The organism is Microbacterium sp., from assembly GCF_036566905.1.
GTDB lineage: Bacteria > Actinomycetota > Actinomycetes > Actinomycetales > Microbacteriaceae > Microbacterium.
Window position 1 is genome coordinate 1 of sequence record NZ_DATCVK010000126.1, and the last position, 18,988, is coordinate 18,988.

Below are 18,988 nucleotides of genomic sequence, written 5' to 3' on the forward strand. Positions count from 1 at the left end.
GGGCGCCCGACGTCACCCTTCCGCACGCCCCGAAGCGCGTCAATGTCGGCTCGGCCGAACGGTCGGGCGGGCGGGCGCCGGCACAGCGACAGCGGGACGACGCATGAGCCTCCGCAGGGCGACCGGCGACGACCTCGCCGCGATCATGGCGCTCGAACGCGCATCGTTCCCCACCGACGCCTGGTCGGAGGCGATGATGCGCGAAGAGCTCGCCTCCCCGCACGGCTGGTACGTCGTGGACGACGAGGCCGGCCGACTCGTCGGCTACGCGGGACTGCGGGCGGTCGCCGGAGCGAAGGATGCCGACATCCAGACGATCGCGATCGCCGAGGTGTCGCGGGGCCGCGGTCGCGGTCGTTCGATCCTGCAGGCGCTGCTCGAGGAGGCCGCGCGCCGCGGTGTCGGCCACGTCTTCCTCGAGGTCCGCGCCGACAACCCGGTTGCGCAGGCGCTGTACGCCTCGGAGGGCTTCGCCGAGATCGGCCGCAAGCCCCGGTACTACCAGCCCGACGACGTCGACGCCGTGGTGATGAAGCTCGACGTGCGAAGCTGGCACGCTGCGTCGACGAGCGCAGCGACCGGTGCCGGCTCGGCGACCGGCGCCGGCGCAGCGTCCGCATGGGACGGAGGGGTGTGCACGTGAACCGCGCCGAACCGCTGGTGCTCGGCATCGAGACGAGCTGCGACGAGACCGGAATCGGGATCGTCCGTGGCCGCACGCTGCTGTCGAACACGATCGCGAGCTCGATGGACCAGCATGCGCGCTACGGCGGGGTCGTGCCGGAGGTCGCCGCTCGCGCGCACCTCGAGGCCCTGCAGCCGTCGATCGAGGCGGCGCTCGCCGAGTCGGGCGTCGCGCTCGCAGATCTCGATGCCGTCGCCGTGACGAGCGGTCCGGGCCTCGCGGGAGCGCTCATGGTCGGAATCGGCGCGGCCAAGGCGCTCGCGGTGTCGCTCGAGAAGCCCCTCTACGCCGTCAACCACCTCGTCGGCCACATCGCCGCCGACATCCTGGACACCGACGCGCCCCCGCTGGAGTACCCGACGGTCGCGCTGCTGGTGAGCGGCGGTCACACGTCGCTGCTCCTTGTGCGCGACCTCACCACCGATGTCGAGCTTCTCGGCGAGACGATGGACGACGCCGCCGGTGAGGCCTTCGACAAGGTCGCACGGCTGCTCGGGCTGCCGTACCCCGGGGGTCCCGAGATCGACCGGGCGGCGGCATCCGGAGATCCGAAGGCGATCCCCTTCCCGCGCGGTCTGTCCCGCGCGTCGGACATGGCGGCGCACCGCTACGACTTCTCGTTCTCGGGGCTGAAGACGGCGGTCGCCCGCTGGGTCGAGCTGCGCGAGGCGGCGGGGGAGCCGGTTCCGGTCGCCGACGTCGCGGCGAGCTTTCGCGAGGCCGTCGTCGACGTGCTCGTGACGAAGGCGCTCGCCGCGTGCCGCGACCACGGCGTGCCCCGCCTGCTGCTCGGCGGCGGCGTCATCGCCAACCGGCGCCTGCGCGACGTGGCGCTCGAACGGGCCGCGGCCGAGGGCGTCACGGTGCGCATCCCGCCGCTGTCGTTGTGCACCGACAACGGCGCGATGATCGCCGCTCTCACTTCCGAGCTCATCATGTCGGGCCGCGCTCCCTCGACGCTCGAGTTCGGCGCCGACTCGACGCTGCCCGTCACCGAGATCCAGGTCGCGGAGTCGCGATGACGGACGAACGGATGCCGGTGCCCGACGGCGACGCGCCCCGCGAGCCCGCCGCCGTGGCGAAGCCCCGACCGGCCGACACGACGGTGCCGCCCGAGGCTCCTGCGGCATCGCCCCCGGCTGCTGAGCCGGACGCGCCGGCCGTGGCACCTGCCGAACCGCCACCGTCCGCTGACACGACAGCGCCGGCCGAGACCGCTGTGCCGCCGCGTCCGGCCGAGCCGACGGTCACGTCGGTCTCGCCCGACATCGACCTCGCGCAAGACGCCTCGCCGCTGCCCGGGGCGCATCGCGGAGGGTTCCAGCGCCTGCCGACCGCGCCGGTCGCGGTCACCGTCGAGACGGCTCCCGCCGAGCCCGGCGGTGAGTTCACGCCCGACGCCACCTCGTGGCAGGCGACCGATTCCGCCTTCCACAGCGGCCTGGCGGGGTGGGCACTCGCGTTCGCGGTCGTCGGTCTGCTCGTTTCGATGTTCGTAGGGTGGGGTTTCCCCATCGGACTGGTCGCCGTGGTCTCGGCGATCATCGCCCTGCGTCGCCCGCTCGAGAACCGCGCCGTGGCGGTGTGGGCCATCGCCCTCGGAACGCTGTCGATCCTCTACAGCGCCGGCTGGCTGCTCTTCACCGCTCTTCGGGCGAACTTCTTCGGCTGACGCCTCCGCCGTCCTCGGCGCGCCCTCCGCGCAGCCGGGTTCGCTTGCGCTGAACGTACGCGACATGCCGCCTTGGTCGTGCGTTCAGCGCAGATGAACGGATTCGGAAGTGAGCGCGGCAGCACCCAGGGCGGTCAGACGCGGTCGGCGAGGATCGCGGTGCGCCGGTTTCCGATACGCGTGAGCAGCAGCGTGGCCGACGCCGACCCACGGAGCTTCAGGCGGGTGCGCAGCGCCGCGGGGTCGACATCCACCCCGCGCTTCTTGATCTCCAGCCGCCCGATGTCACGCTCGCGGAGGGCCTTGCCGAGCGCCTTCACCTCCGCCGGCAGCACCTCCCGCACGCGGAAGGTCGACACGAACGGCGACGTGAGGGCGGCATCCGACGTGAGGTAGGCGATGTGCTCGTCGAGCATGCCGGCCTCGAGGCTCCGGGCCACGTCGCCGATGAGGCGCGCGCGGATGACCGCGCCGTCGGGCTCGTGCACATAGGCGCCGAGCCCGCGGGCGGGCTCGTCCACGGCATCCGTCTCCGCAGTCAGCTCGTGCGCCCTGTCATCGCGGATGACGAGGGCGGCCCGGCGCACGCCCTCGCGCGCGAGCGCGCCCGACCACAGCACGAGCTCGACCGTCGAGCCGTCGGCGCTCACCCACTGCGCCTCCACGTCGTCGGGGATGACGTCGCGGTCGAGCCCGGGTCCGAGCTTGACGCCGGCCGGCAGCCGGCGCGCGAGGTCGAAGACCCATTCCAGCGACGGCGACCAGTCCTCCGGCCGGGTGCGGGCGGTCTCGGTGTGCCCGGCCGTGCGCCGCGCGGGGTCGAGCCAGACGGCGTCGATGCCGTCGAGGTCGGTGGTCTCGGCCGTGCCGAGGCGCACGTCGACGTCGTCGCCGAATGGGGCGAGGTTGTATGCGGCTATGCCGGCGGTGACCTCGTCGGCGTCGACGGCGGTGACGCGCAGTCCGAGCCCGGCGAGACCGAGGGCATCGCCCCCGATGCCGCAGCCGAGATCGGCGATATGCGTGAAGCCGGCGTCGCGGAACCGCCCGGCATGGCGGGCGGCGATGGGCAGGCGGGTCGCCTGTTCGAGGCCCGCCCGGGTGAACAGCATCCTCTCGGCAAGATCGCCGAACTTCGCTCGCGCGCGTGTGCGCAGGCGAGCCTGCCCGACCACGGCGGAGACGAGATCGGGGGAGTGGCCGTCGCGGCGCAGTCGGGTGACCGCCCGGGCGACGTCGTCGGACGAGTCGACCGTCGGCATGGCGTCGAGCAGCCGGAGCCCCACGGGCGTCAGGAGCGCTTCGAGTTCGGAGAGTTCCACCCGCTGAGCCTACGGGGGTACCCGGGGTCCATCCCCGAAACCCCCGAGCGGATCCCCCTCCAGGGAGGGGGATGGTGCGGGGAACCTCCGGATGTGGCCGCGACCGCTCGGGAAGAGACTCTTCATACACCGCCACCCTGGCTCAGCGAGAAAAGGATCAATCATGGCTGACGACAACACCAACGTGCTGGGTGTTCAGACGAACATCGAAGACGTCCTCTCCAACAACGAGGTCGGGAACACCGACGTCGAGGTCGAGGACAACGTTGTCGGCAACGACGGAAACGTGGTCGGCAACGACACGGACGTCGACGTCGAGGACAACAACGTCAACAGCGCGGTCGGCAACGACGACAACAACGTGAACAGCGCCGTCGGCAACGACATCGCTTCCGACAACGAGATCGGCAACACCGACGTCGACGTCGAGGACTCCGGCAACGGCAACTTCTCCGACAACGTGGGTGGCGACGCCACCGACATCGACGACTCCGGCAACGGCAACTTCTCGGGCAACACCGACAACTCGACCGAGAACGACCTCGAGGTCGACATCGAGGACTCGGGCAACGAGGACTCCTACAACGACACCGACGTCGACATCGAGGACTCGGGCAACGAGACCGACGTCGACATCGAGGACTCGGGCAACGAGGACTCGTACAACGAGACCGACGTCGACGTCGAAGACGTCGGCAACGAGGACTCGTACAACGAGACCGACATCGACGTCGACATCACGGACTCCTTCAACGAGACCACGCTGAACGACGACTCCGTCACGGTCGGTGTGCGCCAGTACAACACCGGCGTCGGCGGCGACCTCAACATCGGCGGCGTGCTGGGCGGCGGCGCTGCAGCGGCGGCTGCGGGTGCGGGTGCGCTCCACCTCGAGCTCGACAACCGTGCGACGGTCGTCGACCAGTCGGTCAGCCAGTCCATCGCGGCCGGCGACGACGTCAACCAGGGGTTCGGCCAGGAGGCCGTCGTCAACTCGGGTGACGCCGGTGCTGCCGCGGGCGACGACGCGACCGTCGACAACTCGTGGACCAACACCGAGGTCGGCGACGTCTCGATCGGCAACACCTGGATCGAGACGCACATCAGCGACTCCTTCCAGGACAACTCGACCAACGAGTGGAACGAGTTCGAGGTCGAGATCGACGACTCGTTCAACGACTACTCCGACCACACCAACGTCGAGGTCGAGATCGAGGACGCCTTCAACGAGGAGTTCAACACCGAGGTCGAGAACGACTTCGAGTGGGAGAACAGCGGCAACTACTTCAGCCCTGGTGGGGACGTCGCTGGCGACAACCTCATCGACCTCTGATCCCTCTCACCCTTGCCCGGTCGCCTCTCAAGAGGCGGCCGGGCAAGACCAATTTGCGATGCGGATCGATCGTCCGGTCCGCAACCCCGAGGCCGCTCGGATGCCGTAGCGTGAGGCGGGGGAGATGCGTCGAGGGGGACACACGTGTCTGATGCTGTAGCCGTCAAGAAGCCGAGCCGGGAGGATGCCGAGCCGGCGGTGCCGTCCGCGGTGGAACGCTCGACGAGCAAGACGCTCGTCACAATCGTCGACAACGTCGGTCAGTTCGCGTCATCGACAGGGCGCGCAGACCTGGCTCGGCGTCTCGATCACACCCACGAACGACTGCAGGACCCCAACGTGCGGGTCATCGTCGTCGGCGAGTTCAAGCAGGGCAAGAGCAAGCTGATCAACGCCCTCGTGAACGCCCCCGTGTGCCCCGTCGACGATGACGTGGCCACGAGCGTGCCGACCTCGGTCGGCTATGCCGCAACCCCCGACGCATGGGTGACCCTTCAGTCCGCGAATGAGTCCGAGGCGCCGGTGCGTCAGCAGATCGCGCTGGAAGACATCGCACAGTTCGTGTCGGAGCGCGGCAATCCCGCCAACGAGCGCAGAGTCGTCGCCGCGGAGGTGGTGCTCCCTCGCGAGCTGCTCAAGGGTGGACTCCGACTGGTGGACTCACCCGGTGTCGGAGGCCTCGACTCGACGAACGCTCTCGCCACTCTGGCGGCGCTGTCATCTGCGCATGCCGTCCTGCTGGTGTCCGATGCCTCGCAGGAGTACACCGAGCCTGAGGTGCAGTTCCTCAAGCACGCCATGCGCGTGTCGCCGAACGTGGCCGCCGTGCTCGCCAAAACCGACATGTACCCGCAGTGGCGCGACATCGAGCGCATCGATCGCGCGCATCTCGGCGACATCGGGGACGTCCCGATCTTCGCCGTCTCCAGCGATCTGCGCCTCATCGCCGCCGAGGAGCAGGACCGCGAGCTGAACAGCGAGTCCGGCTTCCCCGCGCTCGTGGCTCACCTCCGGCAGGAGGTGCTCGGCCGCGCGGAGATCATCCATGCGCGCAGCGCCGTGCACGACCTCGTGTCGGTGGTCGAGCAGCTGAAGATGTCGCTCACCTCCGAGCTCGAGGCGATCCTCCACCCGGAGGACACCCCGAGGCTCATCGCGCAGCTCGAAGACGCGAAGGCGCGCGCAGACGACTTCCGCGGTCGCTCGTCCAAGTGGCAGATCACCCTGAACGACGGCGTCGCCGACCTCATCTCCGACATGGAGCACGACCTGCGTGACCGGCTCCGCAAGGTGCAGCGCGAGGCGGAGGATGCGATCGACGAGGGCGACCCCGGCCCCATCTGGGACCAGATCACCGAATGGCTCGACCAGCGGGTCTCGGCGGCCGTCTCGGAGACGTTCGTGTGGACAGACGAGCGCTCACGGTGGCTGTCGGAAGAGGTCGCCGAGCTGTTCAGCGAAGGCGAGGCCGGCCTCCCGCTCATCGACGTGGGCGACACCGAGGGCGTGCTGGACCCGGTCGAGGGGCTGTCCGACCTCGGCCATCGTCAGATGGGCGCGGCCGAGAAGATCTTCATCGGCGTCCGCGGCTCGTATGGCGGCGTGCTCATGGTGGGCCTCGCGACCGGCCTCATCGGCTTGACGCTCATCAACCCGCTCTCGCTCCTCGCCGGCGTGCTCGTCGGCCGCCGGGCGTATCGCGAAGACATGAGCTCTCGGCTGTCCCGCCGGCGGTTCGAGGCGAAGTCGCTCGTCCGCAAGTACCTCGATGAGGTGCAGTTCCAGGTCGGCAAGCAGCTGAAAGACCGCCTGCGCCTCGTCCAGCGGGCGGCGCGCGACCACTTCGGCAGCATGGCCGATGAGATCCACCGCTCGTTGTCGGATGCGGTGCTCGCCGCCAAGCAGGCGGCCGGCACCTATGCCGGAGAGAGTGAGAAGCGGGTGAAGGAGCTGAACGTCCAGGTGCAGCAGCTCGAGGCACTCAGGGCCAGGATCCCCGCGCTGCCCCCGGTGCGGGCCGTGGAGGCGGCGAAGCGGTGAGGACCACCACCCAAGACGATACGGCCGCCCTGATCCGCGCCGCATCGGAGCTCTATATCGATGACCCCGCGGCCATGGACGTGCTGTCCGACCTGGATCGGCGACTCCGGGAGCCGCTGCGTCTGGCCATCGCGGGAATGGTGAAGGCCGGGAAGTCCACGCTCCTGAACGCGATGCTGGGCGAGCGCCTCGCGCCGACCGACGCCGGCGAGTGCACCCGGGTGGTCACGTGGTACCGGTACTCGGCGACGCCCGCCATCACGCTCCACCCCCACGACGGGCCGCCGCGGCGCATGCCGATCCATCGCGAGGAGGGCCGCCTCGTCCTCGAGCTCGGAGACATCTCGCCGGATGAGACGGCGTGGATCGATGTGGGGTGGCCGTCGACCGGGCTGCGCGATCTCATCCTCATCGACACACCCGGCATCGCATCGCTCTCGAAGGACGTCTCGGCGCGCTCCACGGACTTCCTCGTGCCCGAGACCGAGCCGTCGTCGGCCGACGCGATCGTGTACCTCATGCGCCATATGCACGCGTCCGACCTCAAGTTCCTGGAGTCTTTCCGCGACACCGCAGCAGGGGCTTCACAGACGGTCAACGCCGTGGCCGTGCTGTCCCGTGCCGACGAGATCGGCGCCGGCCGCATCGACTCCCTGCTGTCGGCCGGCAAGGTCGCACGGCGCTACGAGAAGGACGGCGAGCTCGCGGCGCTGTCGCTCGGCGTGGTCCCGGTCGCCGGACTGCTCGCCGAGAGCGCACGGACGATGCGCGAGGACGAGTTCAGTTCTTTCCAGGAGCTCGCCTCCCTCGAGCGCAAGGCGCGAGAAGCGCTCATGGTCTCTGCCGATCGGTTCGTGCGACCCGCCGATTCCACGTCGCTGAGCGAGGAGGTTCGCCGTCAGCTGCTGAGCCGCTTCGGCATATTCGGCGTGCGTCTCGCGAGCGCTCTCATCCGCACCGGCGCCACGGACTCCACGCAGCTGTCGGATCAGCTCGTGCAGCAGAGCGGGCTCAACGAGCTCCAGCAGTTCATCCGGCTGCAGTTCCGTACGCGAGCGGCGGCGCTCAAAGTACGGGGCGTGCTCGACGCTCTCCGGACCCTCCTGCGCGACAGCCCGCGGCCCGGCACCGAGACGATCGTCGGGGGAGTGGAGCGGATCTACGCCTCCGCGCACGCGCTGCGCGAGCTGTCGCTCCTGGCCCGCGCGCGTTCGTCCGATCTGCCGTTGAGCAGGTCCGACGCCGCCGAGGCGGAACGGATCATCGGGGGTGAGGGCCCGTCCGCATCGGCCCGCCTCGGGCTGCCCGATTCGGCGACGCCGTCAGAGCTGCGCGCGAGGGTCGAGGAACTGCTGGCGCGTTGGCGAAGGCTCAGCGCGTCTCCGATCGCGGAGCGGGCGACGGTCGAGGTGGCCCGTCAGGTGATCCGGAGCCTCGAAGAGGTGGCGTCAGAAGTCGCCCTCTCCGCCACCGGCCCGACGGACGTCGTACTTGCGGGCGGTCCATTGCAGAGCGCCCCGGAACGAGCTGAAGAGGAGCGCCAGGAGCGCTAGCGACCACTGTGCGAAGAGCACCTGGCGAAGGACGGGGCCGTGCTCACCTGTGGCGAAGAATTCGGACGACAGCAGGAAGAGCCCGATCTGTCCCACCACCGTCGCGAGCTGCCACCACCGGGCATTCGGCTTGCGATTCGAGAACGACACCAGCAGCACGATCTGGATCAGCAGCAGGGTGACCGCCACGGCGAAGACGGACCAGAAGAGGATGTCGGCGGCCGCCGTGTACGTCTCCTCACTGCGCCCCTCCGCGACGCCCTTCACGACCTCCGTGATGAGCGGTACCTGGTCTTCGCGGATGACGAAGAGGTAGACGACCGCGACGCCGCCGGCGAGAAGGCTCAGCACCCAGAGGAACTGACTCAGGCGCACCGTGAACGGCGGAGGAAGCTTCGTCAAGACAGGAGCGACGTTGGGGCTCGCGGTCGGCGGGCGCTCCGGCGCTTCACGTCGCTCTCGCGTCGGAGGTGGAGGCGGAGTCCGGTTGCGCGGCGGGTCCGGCTGCGGGGACAGCACCTCGGAGGCCGGCACCTTCGCCACCGGCACGCGACCGATCGCCGTGCCGGTCGCCGGCGCTGTATCTGCGAAGCTCGGCGGCTGAGGCTTCGGGCGCGCGCTCGCGCGCCTTGGGTGGGCCAAGGCGCGCGAGCGGTTGTCGTCGTCTTCCGGATCGGTCACGTCGGGCCTCAGAACTCCTCCTGGGACTCCGGCTCGATGTATGTCTCGTCGATGGAGATGGCCGTCGCGTCCTCGGACTCGTAGTTGCCCTCGTTCGACACGTCGACGTCGGTCGCCGTGTCGGTCGTGGTGGTGTCGTTGAACGACTCCTCCACCTCGACGTCGACCGCCACATCCGTGGAGTTGTCGTTGACGGAGTCTTCGACGCCGACCTCGATGTCGGTCTCGGTGTTGGTCGAACCGTCGTTGAACGAACCGTCGATGTTCGTCGTCGTGTCCTCGTTGCCGATGCTGACATCGCCGACGGTCGTCGTGTCGTTCGAGTTGTCCACGGTGGCGTCCTCGCCGGCGGCGGCGCCGTTGTCGCCGCTGTTGACCACAGCCTCCTGGTCGAAGATCTGGTTGACGTCGCCGTCCGCCCAGATGTTCTGGTTGACCGACTGGTCGACGATGGTCGCCCGGTTGTCGATCGAGAAGGACTGGGTGATGTTCGTGATCTCCTTCTCGACGGTCGTCGGCTTCGGAGGTCCGGGAGGAGCCGGCGGTCCCGCCGGCTTCGGATACACGTCGGGGCGGTCCACGATGACCGGCGCGACGGCCCGGACGTCGTCGACGCAGGCGTCGCTGAGCCCGTTGCGCGCGAGCGTGCCCTGCGGGTCCTCCTCGAACTCCGCGGCTGCCGCGGGGTCATTGAGCAGACTGAGGATGAACTCGATCAGCGCATCGGCGATTGTTGCGAGCGGTGTTGTCATGTCTCGGCTCCTGTCACTTCGAGGCTCATTCTCGAGAGTAGGTGGTTGGCGTTTTCGGTGAATCGGGGGTTTCCCCGATGCCGGCGGGGGGCCGCACGGGGATCTGCGCGGGCGGGCGAGGTCATCAGGTGTCCGCGTCGGAGGAAGGGCCGGTCGGGCTCAGCGCGACACGCAGCTTGGCGATCAGGTCCGAGCGCGACGTGGCTCCGAGCCTGCGCCGGATGCTCGCGATGTGATGCTCGGCCGTGCGCGGTGAGATGAAGATCGTCTCGCCGATCTCGGCGTACGTCTTGCCCTGCACGACCAGGCGCGCGACATCCGTCTCGCGCTCACTGAGTCCGGCGGCGGTGCTCGCGCGGGATGCCGGGGAGTTCTCCACCGACGCATCGGTCGCGCGGGTCTCCTGCGGGTGCAGTTCGCGCGCGCACGCGAGGAGGCGGGCCGAGACCTTCCGGTCGTCCGAGCGGTTGGCGCCGTGTCGCGCGAGACGTGCGGCGTCCCACTTCAGCCCGATGGCGCCGAGCCCCTGGGCGGAGGCTTCGACGGCGTCGGCATCCACCGTCCCGGCGAGCACCGACGTCCACAGGCGTCCGGCAGCGGCCATCGTCGCCGCGACACGGCTGCCGGGCGCGGCGTCGACGAGCGCGTGCGCGTGCGGGCCGAGGTAGTCGGGGTGGTCCAGCAGGATCCCGCGCTGGATGCCGGCCCACCGCAGGTGCGCGGCCCAGACCGGCGGAGAACCCAGCGACTCGACGATGCGCAGGGCCTGTGCGAACAGCGGCTGCGTCGCCGACTCGTCCCCCACGCGCGAGCCGGCGGTCACGAGTTCCGCGACCGGGAGGAGAGTGTAGAGGTCGACGTCGGCGTCCAGCAGGCTGTCGCGCCCGGACTCCCATGCCGCGGTGAGGCCCGCGGCATCCTCGTACCGCCGCGCGAGGCCGACGCGGATGGCCTGTGCCAGCAGGTCGTCCCGCGGCACCGGCGTCGGTGCGAGGGCGAGGGCGGCGTCGAGGTCCTCACGCGCTCTCCCGCCCTGGGCGAGACCGAGTGCGATCCACGCTCGCCACAGCAACAGCCGGGAGAGCATCCACGGTGTTCCCGTGTGCCCCTCGATGGCCGCGTCGATGACCGATCGCGCCGTCGAGAGGTCGCCGGAGCTGATCGCAGCGACCGCCGCGATCACGGCGGGAAGCTCCGGCATGGGTGCCGACGACCGGGACGCGGTGTAGAGGTGGGATCCGCGCACGAGGTCGGCGAGAGCGGCGTCGGCCCGGTCTGCCTGCAGCGATGCGCGCAGGCCTCGGTGGACGAGCTTCATCGCGACGGTCAGGGTCGAGGGCGCCGCGAGCGCGGTCGGTGTCGTGTGGCCGTCGTCATCCTGCGCGCGCGGATCACCGACGCCGATCCGGGCGATGTACTCGCGAGCAGATGCCTCGGCCGAAGCGGGAGGGAGCACGTCGTAGACGGTGCACCCGGTCTGAAGCATCCCCCGCATCGACCAGGTCGCCGCCGCGACATCGGCGAGCCGGGCGTCCACCCCGGCGTCGCGCTCGGAGTACGCCATGGCCTCATCGATCAGATGTGCGGCACCGTCGACGTCTCCCGTCGCCCAGGCCACCTGCGCCCGCTTCGCATGCAGGTCGGCGGACGATGTCCCCGCCTCGGCGGCGGCGCGGTAGAAGCTGCCGGCGCGCACCGGATCCGCGTCGATCAGCTGGTCCCCGCGCTCGACGAGAGCAGCCCCCAGACGGGGGTCGGACACGTCCGACAGCCAGTCGGTTCCGCGCTGGGCAGCCGGGTCGACACCCCCGGGGTGGGCTGTCAGCAGTTCGACGAGCCGGCGCGTGGGCAGGGTTGCGCGCACAGCGGCGCGCACGACCGGCACCGGTCGCCCGTTGCGCAGGAGCAGGCCGTCGGCGTATGCCTGGACGACGATCCCGTCCGGGTCGCCCCGCAGCTCGGAGTCGAGGGGATGCTCCTCCGCCGCCGCCACGCTGACCGCTTCGACCGCTCGTCTGACGTCCGTGTCGACCACCCCGAGGCGGTGTGCGACGCTCTGCTCGAGCACCTGACCGAGCGCCGAGTGGTCGATGTCGTTCGCGCAGTCCCTCTCGTCGTGTGCCGACAGGGCCGCCGACACGAGCCATGAGACGCCGCCGGTGATCTCGAGGATGTGATCCAGGCACGGCGCCGGGATGTCGCGACCGGTGCCCGCGAGGTAGTCCAGGACGTCCGAGCGCGTCACGTGTCCGAGGACGACCGCAGGGCGGCTGCGCTCCAGGTGTCGTGCGATGCTCGCCAGTTCGTGCGAGCTCGGCCAGGGTCGGCTCGTCACGACGAGCGCGGTGTCGGGATCCGCGGCCCGCAGGATGAGGTCCTCGACCTGCGCCGGCGGCAGCAGATGCAGGTCGTCGACGAGGAGCACGCTGGCGGCGGGAACACCCGTCACGTCGGTGTCGGGTCCGAGCAGGTGGAGCGGCACACGGTTGCGGGTGAGGAATCGCTGCGCGCCGCGCAGGATCGACGACTTGCCCGATCCGGCGTTGCCCGAGATGAGCATGCGAGGCGGCGTCTCCCGTGTGGTGAGAGCGTCGATGAGAGGATGCGCGTGTCGCGATCCTGTGAAGTCGGCGGCGTCGAAGAACGCTGCCGAAGCGGCAGTCGGCGTTGACATGAGATGTCCCAGGCGATCCCGGCGTCAGGGAACGATCTCGGGAGCGGGTGAGGTCTCAGGGGCCGGCTGCAGATCAGCGGGGGCCGGCTCCGGCTCGGGGTCCGCCGGTGGAGTCGTGGGCTCCGGCTCCGGCTCGGGCTCGGGTTCGGGTTCGGGCTCCGGCTCCGGCGCTGGTTCCGGCTGGGTGGTCGGTTCCGGTTCCGGCTCCGGCTGCGTCGTCGGCGCCGGCTCCGGCTGGGTCGCTGGGTCGGGTTGCGGCTGCGTCGTCTGGCCCGTCGTGTCGCCGCCGGTCGACGTGGGTGTCGTGCCCGACCCTCCGGCGGCCGGCTGCGTGGACGTGCCTTCCTTCGTCGTGGTCGTGGTCGTGGTCTTCCGGTCCGGCCCTGCCTTGGAGATCGGAGCGTCGTTCTGCGACTTCGGCTTCCCGGCCTTCGGGTTCACCGTGCCCCCTGACCCCTTGTCCGGCTCGGGAGCCGTCGCCGTCTCGGGCGGGTTCGCGTCGGCGGCCGGCTCCACCTGAGCGGCGGCCGCGGCCTCGGCCGGTGCGGGGGCGGCCGGGTCCCAGCCCGACAACGACAGGAAGGTGCCGCTCCCATTGCCGAGCGTCATGGTGCTGCCGAAGACGATCGCCGCGGCGACGAGGGCGGCCGCCGCCGAGATGGCGATGTAGTGGCGCGCGCCGTGCGGCGACGATGCCGCGACGGGGGCGACCGGTGCCGCGAGCGCAGCGCCGGCCGGGATGGCGAGCTCCAGCCCGCCGACCGAGGCGCCTTCATAGACGACGAGCTCTCCCGGAGCAGCGATCTCGCGATCCATCGCGCGGATGAGAGCCGTGTGGGCCGCGCCGAGCGCGATGGACGCCTTCGGATCCGCGTCGATCGCGGTCGGGCGGCCCAGACGCTCGGAGATCCGCTGCGTGACCAGCGGGATCCGCGACGATCCGCCGATGAGCAGCACCGACTCGAGCTGCTCCGGCTCGACGTCGGCCGCTTCGAGGGCATCCTCGAGCACATCGACCGTCTGCGTGACATACGGATCGATCATGTCCTCGAACTCGGCGCGCGTCAGTCGCACGCTCGAGCGGCCGGCTTGCAGCAGGACCGGGATGACGACATCGGAGTCGAACGACAGTGCCTCCTTGGCGTCGACGCATTCGCGACGAAGCTGCGACAGCGCGACCCGCGCGTCGGCGGAGGAGTCGTCCAGCGCCTCGGGGGAGACCTCCGCGGAGCGCAGCACGTGGCGCACCACCGCGTCGTCGAAGTCGGCTCCGCCCAGATTGTCGAGCCCCATCGGCTCTCCCACGAGCTCGAACGAGGTCTCGGTCTTGCGCAGCAACACGCAGTCGAACGTGCCGCCGCCCAGGTCGTAGACGGCGATCGTCTCACCCGGCGCGAGCACGCGCGACGCCTCGTAGTGCCGCGCCGCAGCTTCGGGTTCAGTGATGAACTCCACGTCGCGGATGCCGAGGGCTGCCAGCGCCGAGCTGATCGTTCCCACACGGTGCGGACCCCACATCGCGGGGTGCGTGATGACCACACCGGCAGGTGCGCCTCCCTCGCGTTCGGTCACCGCGTCGATGACGCCCGCCACCGTCCGCGCGTACAGCTGCTCGGCCGGGATCGACTGGTCGCCCACGACCAGCGGTACGTCGTCGCCGATGCTCCGCTTGAACTCGCGGATCAGCCGCTCGGGCGCTGTGACGCCGCGGCGTTCCGCAGCATCCCCGAAGAGGAGTTCACCGTCTTCGGCGATAAAGACCACCGTCGCGACACTGTCGCCACGACGCCCGAGTGGAAACGCCGCAGATGTGATGCTGCCGTCCGAAGCGACGCGCGCTGTCGCTGCTCCCAGCCTGCTGGTCCCTAGATCCACGGCCAAGAAAAACTGCTCACCCATGTTGAAGCATGCCCCCACATCGTGTGCGAGCTCCCCCGACCTCGCAGCGTTCTCTCTCCCCAAAGAGTGAGTCGCTGCTGTGATGATACGCCGAGGCCGGACAAAGCCTCAAGGGCATGTAACAGTTATGTTTCGGCCAGGTGTGTGCGTCGCGCCGCGTGTGACGCACGATTGGCACTCACGTTGCATGAGTGCCAGACGGTTGCCTAGACTGTCATCAGCACTCTCAACGTCAGAGTGCTAACGAGTCTTAGTCTCAAGAAAGAAGAGGTAGACCGTGTCGGTTTCCATCAAGCCGCTCGAGGACCGCATCGTCATCAAGCAGGTCGAGGCCGAGCAGACCACGTCCAGCGGTCTGGTCATCCCCGACACCGCCAAGGAGAAGCCCCAGGAGGGCGAGGTCGTGGCGGTGGGTCCGGGTCGTATCGACGACAACGGCAACCGCATCCCGCTCGACGTCGCCGTCGGCGACCGCGTGATCTACAGCAAGTACGGCGGCACCGAGGTGAAGTTCGGCGGTGACGAGCTCCTCGTCCTGTCGGCTCGCGACGTCCTGGCGGTCGTCGTTCGCTGAGGTCCGCGCACTGCGCGTACCGAGAGGGTCGGATGCTTCGGCATCCGACCCTCTCGTCATGTCCGGGGTCCTCGGCCCGGGGCGGCGTGGCAGGAATCCGGCCACGGACGGCAGGGAACGGATGCCGTCGGCCCGGCGCAGCGGGCCGGCACCGCGCAGGGCGGGCGTAGGCTGACTCGGTGAGTCGCGAGCAGTCCTCCCCGTCGGAGCGTGGCACCGTGGACGGGCTCGACCCCTCCACCGCACTCGACCTCGGCGTGACGACCGGGAGCCTTCGGATCGCGGATGCCGCCGCCGAGGCGCGCGAGCGTACGCTCGGGGGCGTCTACGCGTTCAGCGCCTACCTGCTGTGGGGCTTCCTGCCGCTGTACTTCCTGCTCCTGGCACCGACCGGCCCGTGGGAGATCGTGGCGTGGCGGATCCTGCTGTCCCTTGCCTTCTGCGCGCTGCTGCTCACGGTGACCCGCACGTGGGCGCGGCTGGCGGCGATCTTCCGGCAGCCGCGCGTGCTGGGGCTCACCGTGATCGCCGGTCTGCTGATCTACGTCAACTGGCAGGTCTTCATCTACGGCGCCCTGAGCGACCAGGTCATCGAGACCAGCCTGGGCTACTTCATCAACCCGATCGCGACCGTGCTGCTCGCCGTACTGGTGCTGCACGAGCGCCTGCGCCCGACGCAGTGGGTCGCCATCGGCATCGCCGCCGCGGCGGTGGCCGTGATCGTCATCGGCTACGGCGCCTTCCCGTGGATCGCGCTCACGCTCGCGGCGTCGTTCGGCGTCTACGGGCTGGTGAAGAAGAAGGTCGGCCCTTCGGTCGACGCCGTGAGCGGTCTCACCCTCGAGACGCTCTGGCTGACGCCGATCGCGGTCGTCGTGCTGGCGATCGTGGGTGCGACAGAGGGCCTCACGATGGGGTCGAGCGGATGGCAGCACACCGTGCTGCTGAGCCTGACGGGCGTCATCACCGCCGTGCCGCTGCTGCTCTTCGCCTCAGGCGCCCGCCGCGTGTCGCTGACCACGATCGGGCTGTTGCAGTTCGTGGCGCCGATCCTGCAGTTCCTGATCGGGTGGCTCGTGCTCGGTGAGCCGATGCCCCTGGAGCGCTGGATCGGCTTCGGGCTCGTGTGGGTGGCGCTGATGGTGCTCACCGTCGACTCGGTGCTGCACGCCCGGCGTTCGCGCGTCGGCGCCTGAGGTCAGCGCACCAGTCGGGCGATGGCCTGCGTGGCCTCGGTGATCTTGGCGTCGGCGGCCTCGCCGCCCAGGCGTGCGGCATCCACCACGCAGTGGCGCAGGTGGTCGTCGAGCAGGCCGACCGCGACTGCCTCGAGCGCGGAGGTCAGCGCGCTGATCTGCGTCAGGATGTCGATGCAGTACTTCTCGTCCTCCACCATCTTGTGGATGCCGCGAGCCTGCCCCTCGATGCGCTTCATGCGGTTGAGGTACTTGTCCTTGTCGGTGATGTAGCCGTGGTGCGAGGCCTCGCCCTCCGGCGAAGCCGCGTGGTCGGCCGTCTCGCCGTGCGTGTCGATCGTCATGTCTGCAAGTCCTTCACTGTGTACAACGTTCGTGATGTAAAAGAGGTAGGAGTCCGGAAGTCGGCGCACTCGGCTAGGAGGCGGCGATCGCCTCCGCCGCAGCCGGCGCCTTCGCCCGGGAGGGGTCGGGACGGCCGCCGGAGAGGCTGCGGAACCGTCGCAGCCTGAGGCTGTTGCCCACCACGAACACACTCGAGAATGCCATCGCCGCTCCCGCGATCATAGGGTTCAGCAGGCCGAGGGCCGCGAGCGGCAGAGCCGCCACGTTGTAGGCGAAGGCCCAGAAGAGGTTGGCCTTGATCGTGCCGAGCGTCGCGCGCGACAGGCGGATGGCGTCGGCCGCGCTGCGCAGGTCGCCGCGCACCAGGGTGATGTCGGATGCCTCGATCGCGGCATCCGTCCCGGTCCCCATCGCGAGGCCCAGGTCGGCCTGCGCGAGGGCGGCGGCGTCGTTCACGCCGTCGCCCACCATGGCGACGACGCGCCCCTCGGACTGCAGCTGGGTGATGACGGCCACCTTGTCGTGCGGCAGCACCTCGGCGATGACGCGTTGGATGCCCACCTCGTCAGCGATCGCGCGCGCCGCGGCGGCGTTGTCGCCGGTCAGCAGCACCGGTGTGAGCCCGAGCGCCCGCAGCTGGCCCACCGCCTCGGTGCTCGTGGGCTTCACCTGGTCGGCGACCACGAAGAGGCCCCGCACCTCGCCGTCCCACGCGGCCAGCACCGCGGTGCGCCCCAGCGCTTCGGCCGACGCCTTCGCGGCGGCGAGGTCCGCGGGCAGGGCCAGCGCCCAGTCGGCGAGCAGTGACTCGCCCCCGACGAGCACGGCGTGCCCCTCGACGACTCCCGACACGCCCTTGCCCGGAACGTTCTGGAACGACTCGACCGAGGGGAGCGGTCCGGTCTCGTCGGCGGCGCCGCGTGCGATCGCCTGCGCGATGGGGTGCTCGGAGGCATGCTCCAGGGCTCCGGCGAGACGCATCAGCTCGGCGCGGGCGTCGGCGGCGACATCCGCCGTCGTGGCACCTCCGGCGACCACGACGTCGATGAGTGTCATGCGGCCGGTCGTGACGGTGCCGGTCTTGTCGAGCACCACCGTGTCGACGGTGCGCGTCGACTCGAGCACTTCCGGACCCTTGATCAGGATGCCGAGCTGCGCGCCGCGGCCGGTGCCGACGAGCAGCGCGGTCGGGGTGGCGAGGCCGAGGGCGCACGGGCAGGCGATGATCAGCACCGCGACGGCCGCGGTGAACGCCATCGACGCGGAGGCGCCGGTGAGCAGCCAGCCCACGAGCGTCGCGAGCGCGATCAGCAGGACGATGGGCACGAAGATGCCCGAGATCCGGTCCGCGAGCCGCTGCACCGGCGCCTTGCCCGACTGCGCTTCCTCGACGAGTCGCGCCATCTGGGCCAGCTGGGTGTCGTCGCCTACGCGGGTCGCGCGCACGACGAGCCGCCCGCCGACGTTGACGGTCGCGCCGACCACGGCGTCACCCGGGGCGACTTCGACGGGCACGGACTCGCCCGTCACCATCGAGGCGTCGACCGCCGACGTGCCCGAGGCCACGACGCCGTCGGTCGCGATCTTCTCGCCGGGGCGCACGACGAACTCGTCGCCGACGTGCAGGTCGGCGATGGGCACACGGACCTCATCACCCGTCGGCCGCAGCACCGCCACATCCTTGGCGCCGATCTCGAGGAGCGCGCGCAGGGCCGCGCCGGCGCGGCGCTTCGACCGCTGCTCGAAGTACCGGCCCGCGAGCACGAACGTGGTGACCCCGGCCGCCACCTCGAGGTAGATGTCGCCGGCCCCGTCGCTCGGGGTCACCGACCACTCGAACGCGTGGGTCATGCCGGGCATGCCGGCGTGGCCGAGGAACAGGGCGTAGAGCGACCACAGGAACGCGGCCGAGACGCCCAGGGAGATGAGCGTGTCCATCGTGGCGGCGCCGTGACGGAGGTTGATCCACGCGGCCCGGTGGAACGGCCAGGCGCCCCACACCACGACCGGTGCGGCGAGCGCCAGCGACGCCCACTGCCAGTACGTGAACTGCAGCGCGGGGATCATCGCCAGCAGGATGACCGGCGTCGAGAGCACGATCGACCCGATCAGCCGATGGCGCAGGCTCGTGAGCTCGGGGTCGAGGGTGTCGGCCGCGGACGGCTCGGCAGCCGGCGGGGCGGGGAGCGCGGCGGTGTATCCGGTCTTGACGACCTCATCGATGAGCATCTGCGGGTCGAGACCCGCCGGGGCGCTCACGAA

At 70.2% G+C, this 18,988-nt stretch carries 15 protein-coding genes; 8 read left to right on the forward strand and 7 right to left on the reverse strand.

What is annotated here, in order from left to right:
• The first annotated feature begins 103 nt into the window (after nt 1-103).
• From rimI to VIP82_RS09355, 3 genes are read left to right on the forward strand one after another with little or no spacing between them, the layout of a single operon-like run.
• Nucleotides 104-643 (forward strand): ribosomal protein S18-alanine N-acetyltransferase, encoded by a 540-nt coding sequence (gene rimI / locus VIP82_RS09345; RefSeq protein WP_331907880.1) that lies wholly within the window; start codon nt 104-106, stop codon nt 641-643.
• Entirely contained in the window at nt 619-1,707 is a 1,089-nt protein-coding gene (gene tsaD, locus VIP82_RS09350) for a tRNA (adenosine(37)-N6)-threonylcarbamoyltransferase complex transferase subunit TsaD (protein ID WP_331907882.1), read from the forward strand. Before rimI ends, tsaD begins: the two co-directional genes overlap by 25 nt.
• Nucleotides 1,704-2,357, forward strand: coding sequence for a DUF4190 domain-containing protein (locus VIP82_RS09355; protein WP_331907884.1), 654 nt, complete (start codon nt 1,704-1,706; stop codon nt 2,355-2,357). The genes tsaD and VIP82_RS09355 overlap by 4 nt, the downstream gene beginning before the upstream one ends.
• 134 nt (nt 2,358-2,491) lie before the next feature.
• On the opposite strand, the gene VIP82_RS09360 is transcribed toward VIP82_RS09355, so the two are convergent.
• Nucleotides 2,492-3,679 carry a THUMP-like domain-containing protein gene (locus tag VIP82_RS09360; protein ID WP_331907886.1) on the reverse strand — a complete coding sequence of 396 codons (1,188 nt, stop codon included), beginning with the start codon at nt 3,677-3,679 and terminating at the stop codon, nt 2,492-2,494.
• 163 nt (nt 3,680-3,842) lie between these two features.
• Here VIP82_RS09360 and VIP82_RS09365 point away from each other — a divergent pair, with 163 nt between their 5' ends.
• From VIP82_RS09365 to VIP82_RS09375, 3 genes are all read left to right on the forward strand, one after another.
• On the forward strand, nt 3,843-5,012 hold the full coding sequence (locus VIP82_RS09365) for a hypothetical protein (protein WP_331907888.1): 1,170 nt from the start codon (nt 3,843-3,845) through the stop codon (nt 5,010-5,012).
• A gap of 144 nt (nt 5,013-5,156) precedes the next feature.
• A complete protein-coding gene (locus VIP82_RS09370; protein WP_331907890.1) occupies nt 5,157-7,052 on the forward strand; it encodes a dynamin family protein in 1,896 nt (631 codons plus the stop codon).
• A complete protein-coding gene (locus VIP82_RS09375) occupies nt 7,049-8,605 on the forward strand; it encodes a dynamin family protein (RefSeq protein WP_331907892.1) in 1,557 nt (518 codons plus the stop codon). Before VIP82_RS09370 ends, VIP82_RS09375 begins: the two co-directional genes overlap by 4 nt.
• On the opposite strand, the gene VIP82_RS09380 is transcribed toward VIP82_RS09375, so the two are convergent.
• The 4 genes from VIP82_RS09380 to VIP82_RS09395 form a co-directional block, all read right to left on the reverse strand.
• Entirely contained in the window at nt 8,501-9,007 is a 507-nt protein-coding gene (locus VIP82_RS09380; RefSeq protein ID WP_331907894.1) for a hypothetical protein, read from the reverse strand. The two genes, VIP82_RS09375 and VIP82_RS09380, sit on opposite strands and share 105 nt — an antisense overlap.
• Before the next feature lie 287 nt (nt 9,008-9,294).
• A complete protein-coding gene (locus tag VIP82_RS09385) occupies nt 9,295-10,038 on the reverse strand; it encodes an IniB N-terminal domain-containing protein (RefSeq protein WP_331907896.1) in 744 nt (247 codons plus the stop codon).
• 124 nt (nt 10,039-10,162) lie between these two features.
• Nucleotides 10,163-12,712, reverse strand: a complete 2,550-nt coding sequence (locus VIP82_RS09390) for a LuxR C-terminal-related transcriptional regulator (RefSeq protein WP_331907898.1) — start codon at nt 12,710-12,712, stop codon at nt 10,163-10,165.
• A 24-nt stretch (nt 12,713-12,736) separates the two neighbouring features.
• Complete coding sequence (locus VIP82_RS09395) at nt 12,737-14,476, reverse strand: Hsp70 family protein (protein WP_331907900.1); 1,740 nt, start codon at nt 14,474-14,476, stop codon at nt 12,737-12,739.
• 412 nt (nt 14,477-14,888) lie between these two features.
• Between VIP82_RS09395 and groES the strand changes: the two genes are divergently transcribed.
• Both groES and rarD read left to right on the forward strand, forming a co-directional pair.
• Nucleotides 14,889-15,185 (forward strand): co-chaperone GroES, encoded by a 297-nt coding sequence (gene groES / locus VIP82_RS09400; protein WP_308867967.1) that lies wholly within the window; start codon nt 14,889-14,891, stop codon nt 15,183-15,185.
• A gap of 278 nt (nt 15,186-15,463) precedes the next feature.
• The gene (gene rarD, locus VIP82_RS09405) at nt 15,464-16,381 is read left to right on the forward strand and encodes an EamA family transporter RarD (protein WP_331907906.1); all 918 of its coding nucleotides are present in this window, start codon (nt 15,464-15,466) and stop codon (nt 16,379-16,381) included.
• Between the two features lie 2 nt (nt 16,382-16,383).
• Here the strand turns inward: rarD and VIP82_RS09410 are convergent, their stop codons facing one another.
• Both VIP82_RS09410 and VIP82_RS09415 read right to left on the reverse strand, forming a co-directional pair.
• Entirely contained in the window at nt 16,384-16,725 is a 342-nt protein-coding gene (locus VIP82_RS09410; RefSeq protein WP_331907902.1) for a metal-sensitive transcriptional regulator, read from the reverse strand.
• A gap of 73 nt (nt 16,726-16,798) precedes the next feature.
• Nucleotides 16,799-18,988: heavy metal translocating P-type ATPase (locus VIP82_RS09415; RefSeq protein WP_331907904.1), on the reverse strand; the 2,190-nt coding region annotated here is incomplete at its 5' end.

What these genes read in the sequence shown, in the direction of transcription:
- rimI (WP_331907880.1), top strand. Translation starts at nt 104, where the DNA reads ATGAGCCTCCGCAGGGCGACCGGCGACGACCTCGCCGCGATCATGGCG.
- tsaD (WP_331907882.1), top strand. Translation starts at nt 619, where the DNA reads ATGGGACGGAGGGGTGTGCACGTGAACCGCGCCGAACCGCTGGTGCTC.
- VIP82_RS09355 (WP_331907884.1), top strand. Translation starts at nt 1,704, where the DNA reads ATGACGGACGAACGGATGCCGGTGCCCGACGGCGACGCGCCCCGCGAG.
- VIP82_RS09365 (WP_331907888.1), top strand. Translation starts at nt 3,843, where the DNA reads ATGGCTGACGACAACACCAACGTGCTGGGTGTTCAGACGAACATCGAA.
- VIP82_RS09385 (WP_331907896.1), bottom strand. Translation starts at nt 10,038, where the DNA reads ATGACAACACCGCTCGCAACAATCGCCGATGCGCTGATCGAGTTCATC.
- VIP82_RS09390 (WP_331907898.1), bottom strand. Translation starts at nt 12,712, where the DNA reads ATGTCAACGCCGACTGCCGCTTCGGCAGCGTTCTTCGACGCCGCCGAC.
- VIP82_RS09410 (WP_331907902.1), bottom strand. Translation starts at nt 16,725, where the DNA reads ATGACGATCGACACGCACGGCGAGACGGCCGACCACGCGGCTTCGCCG.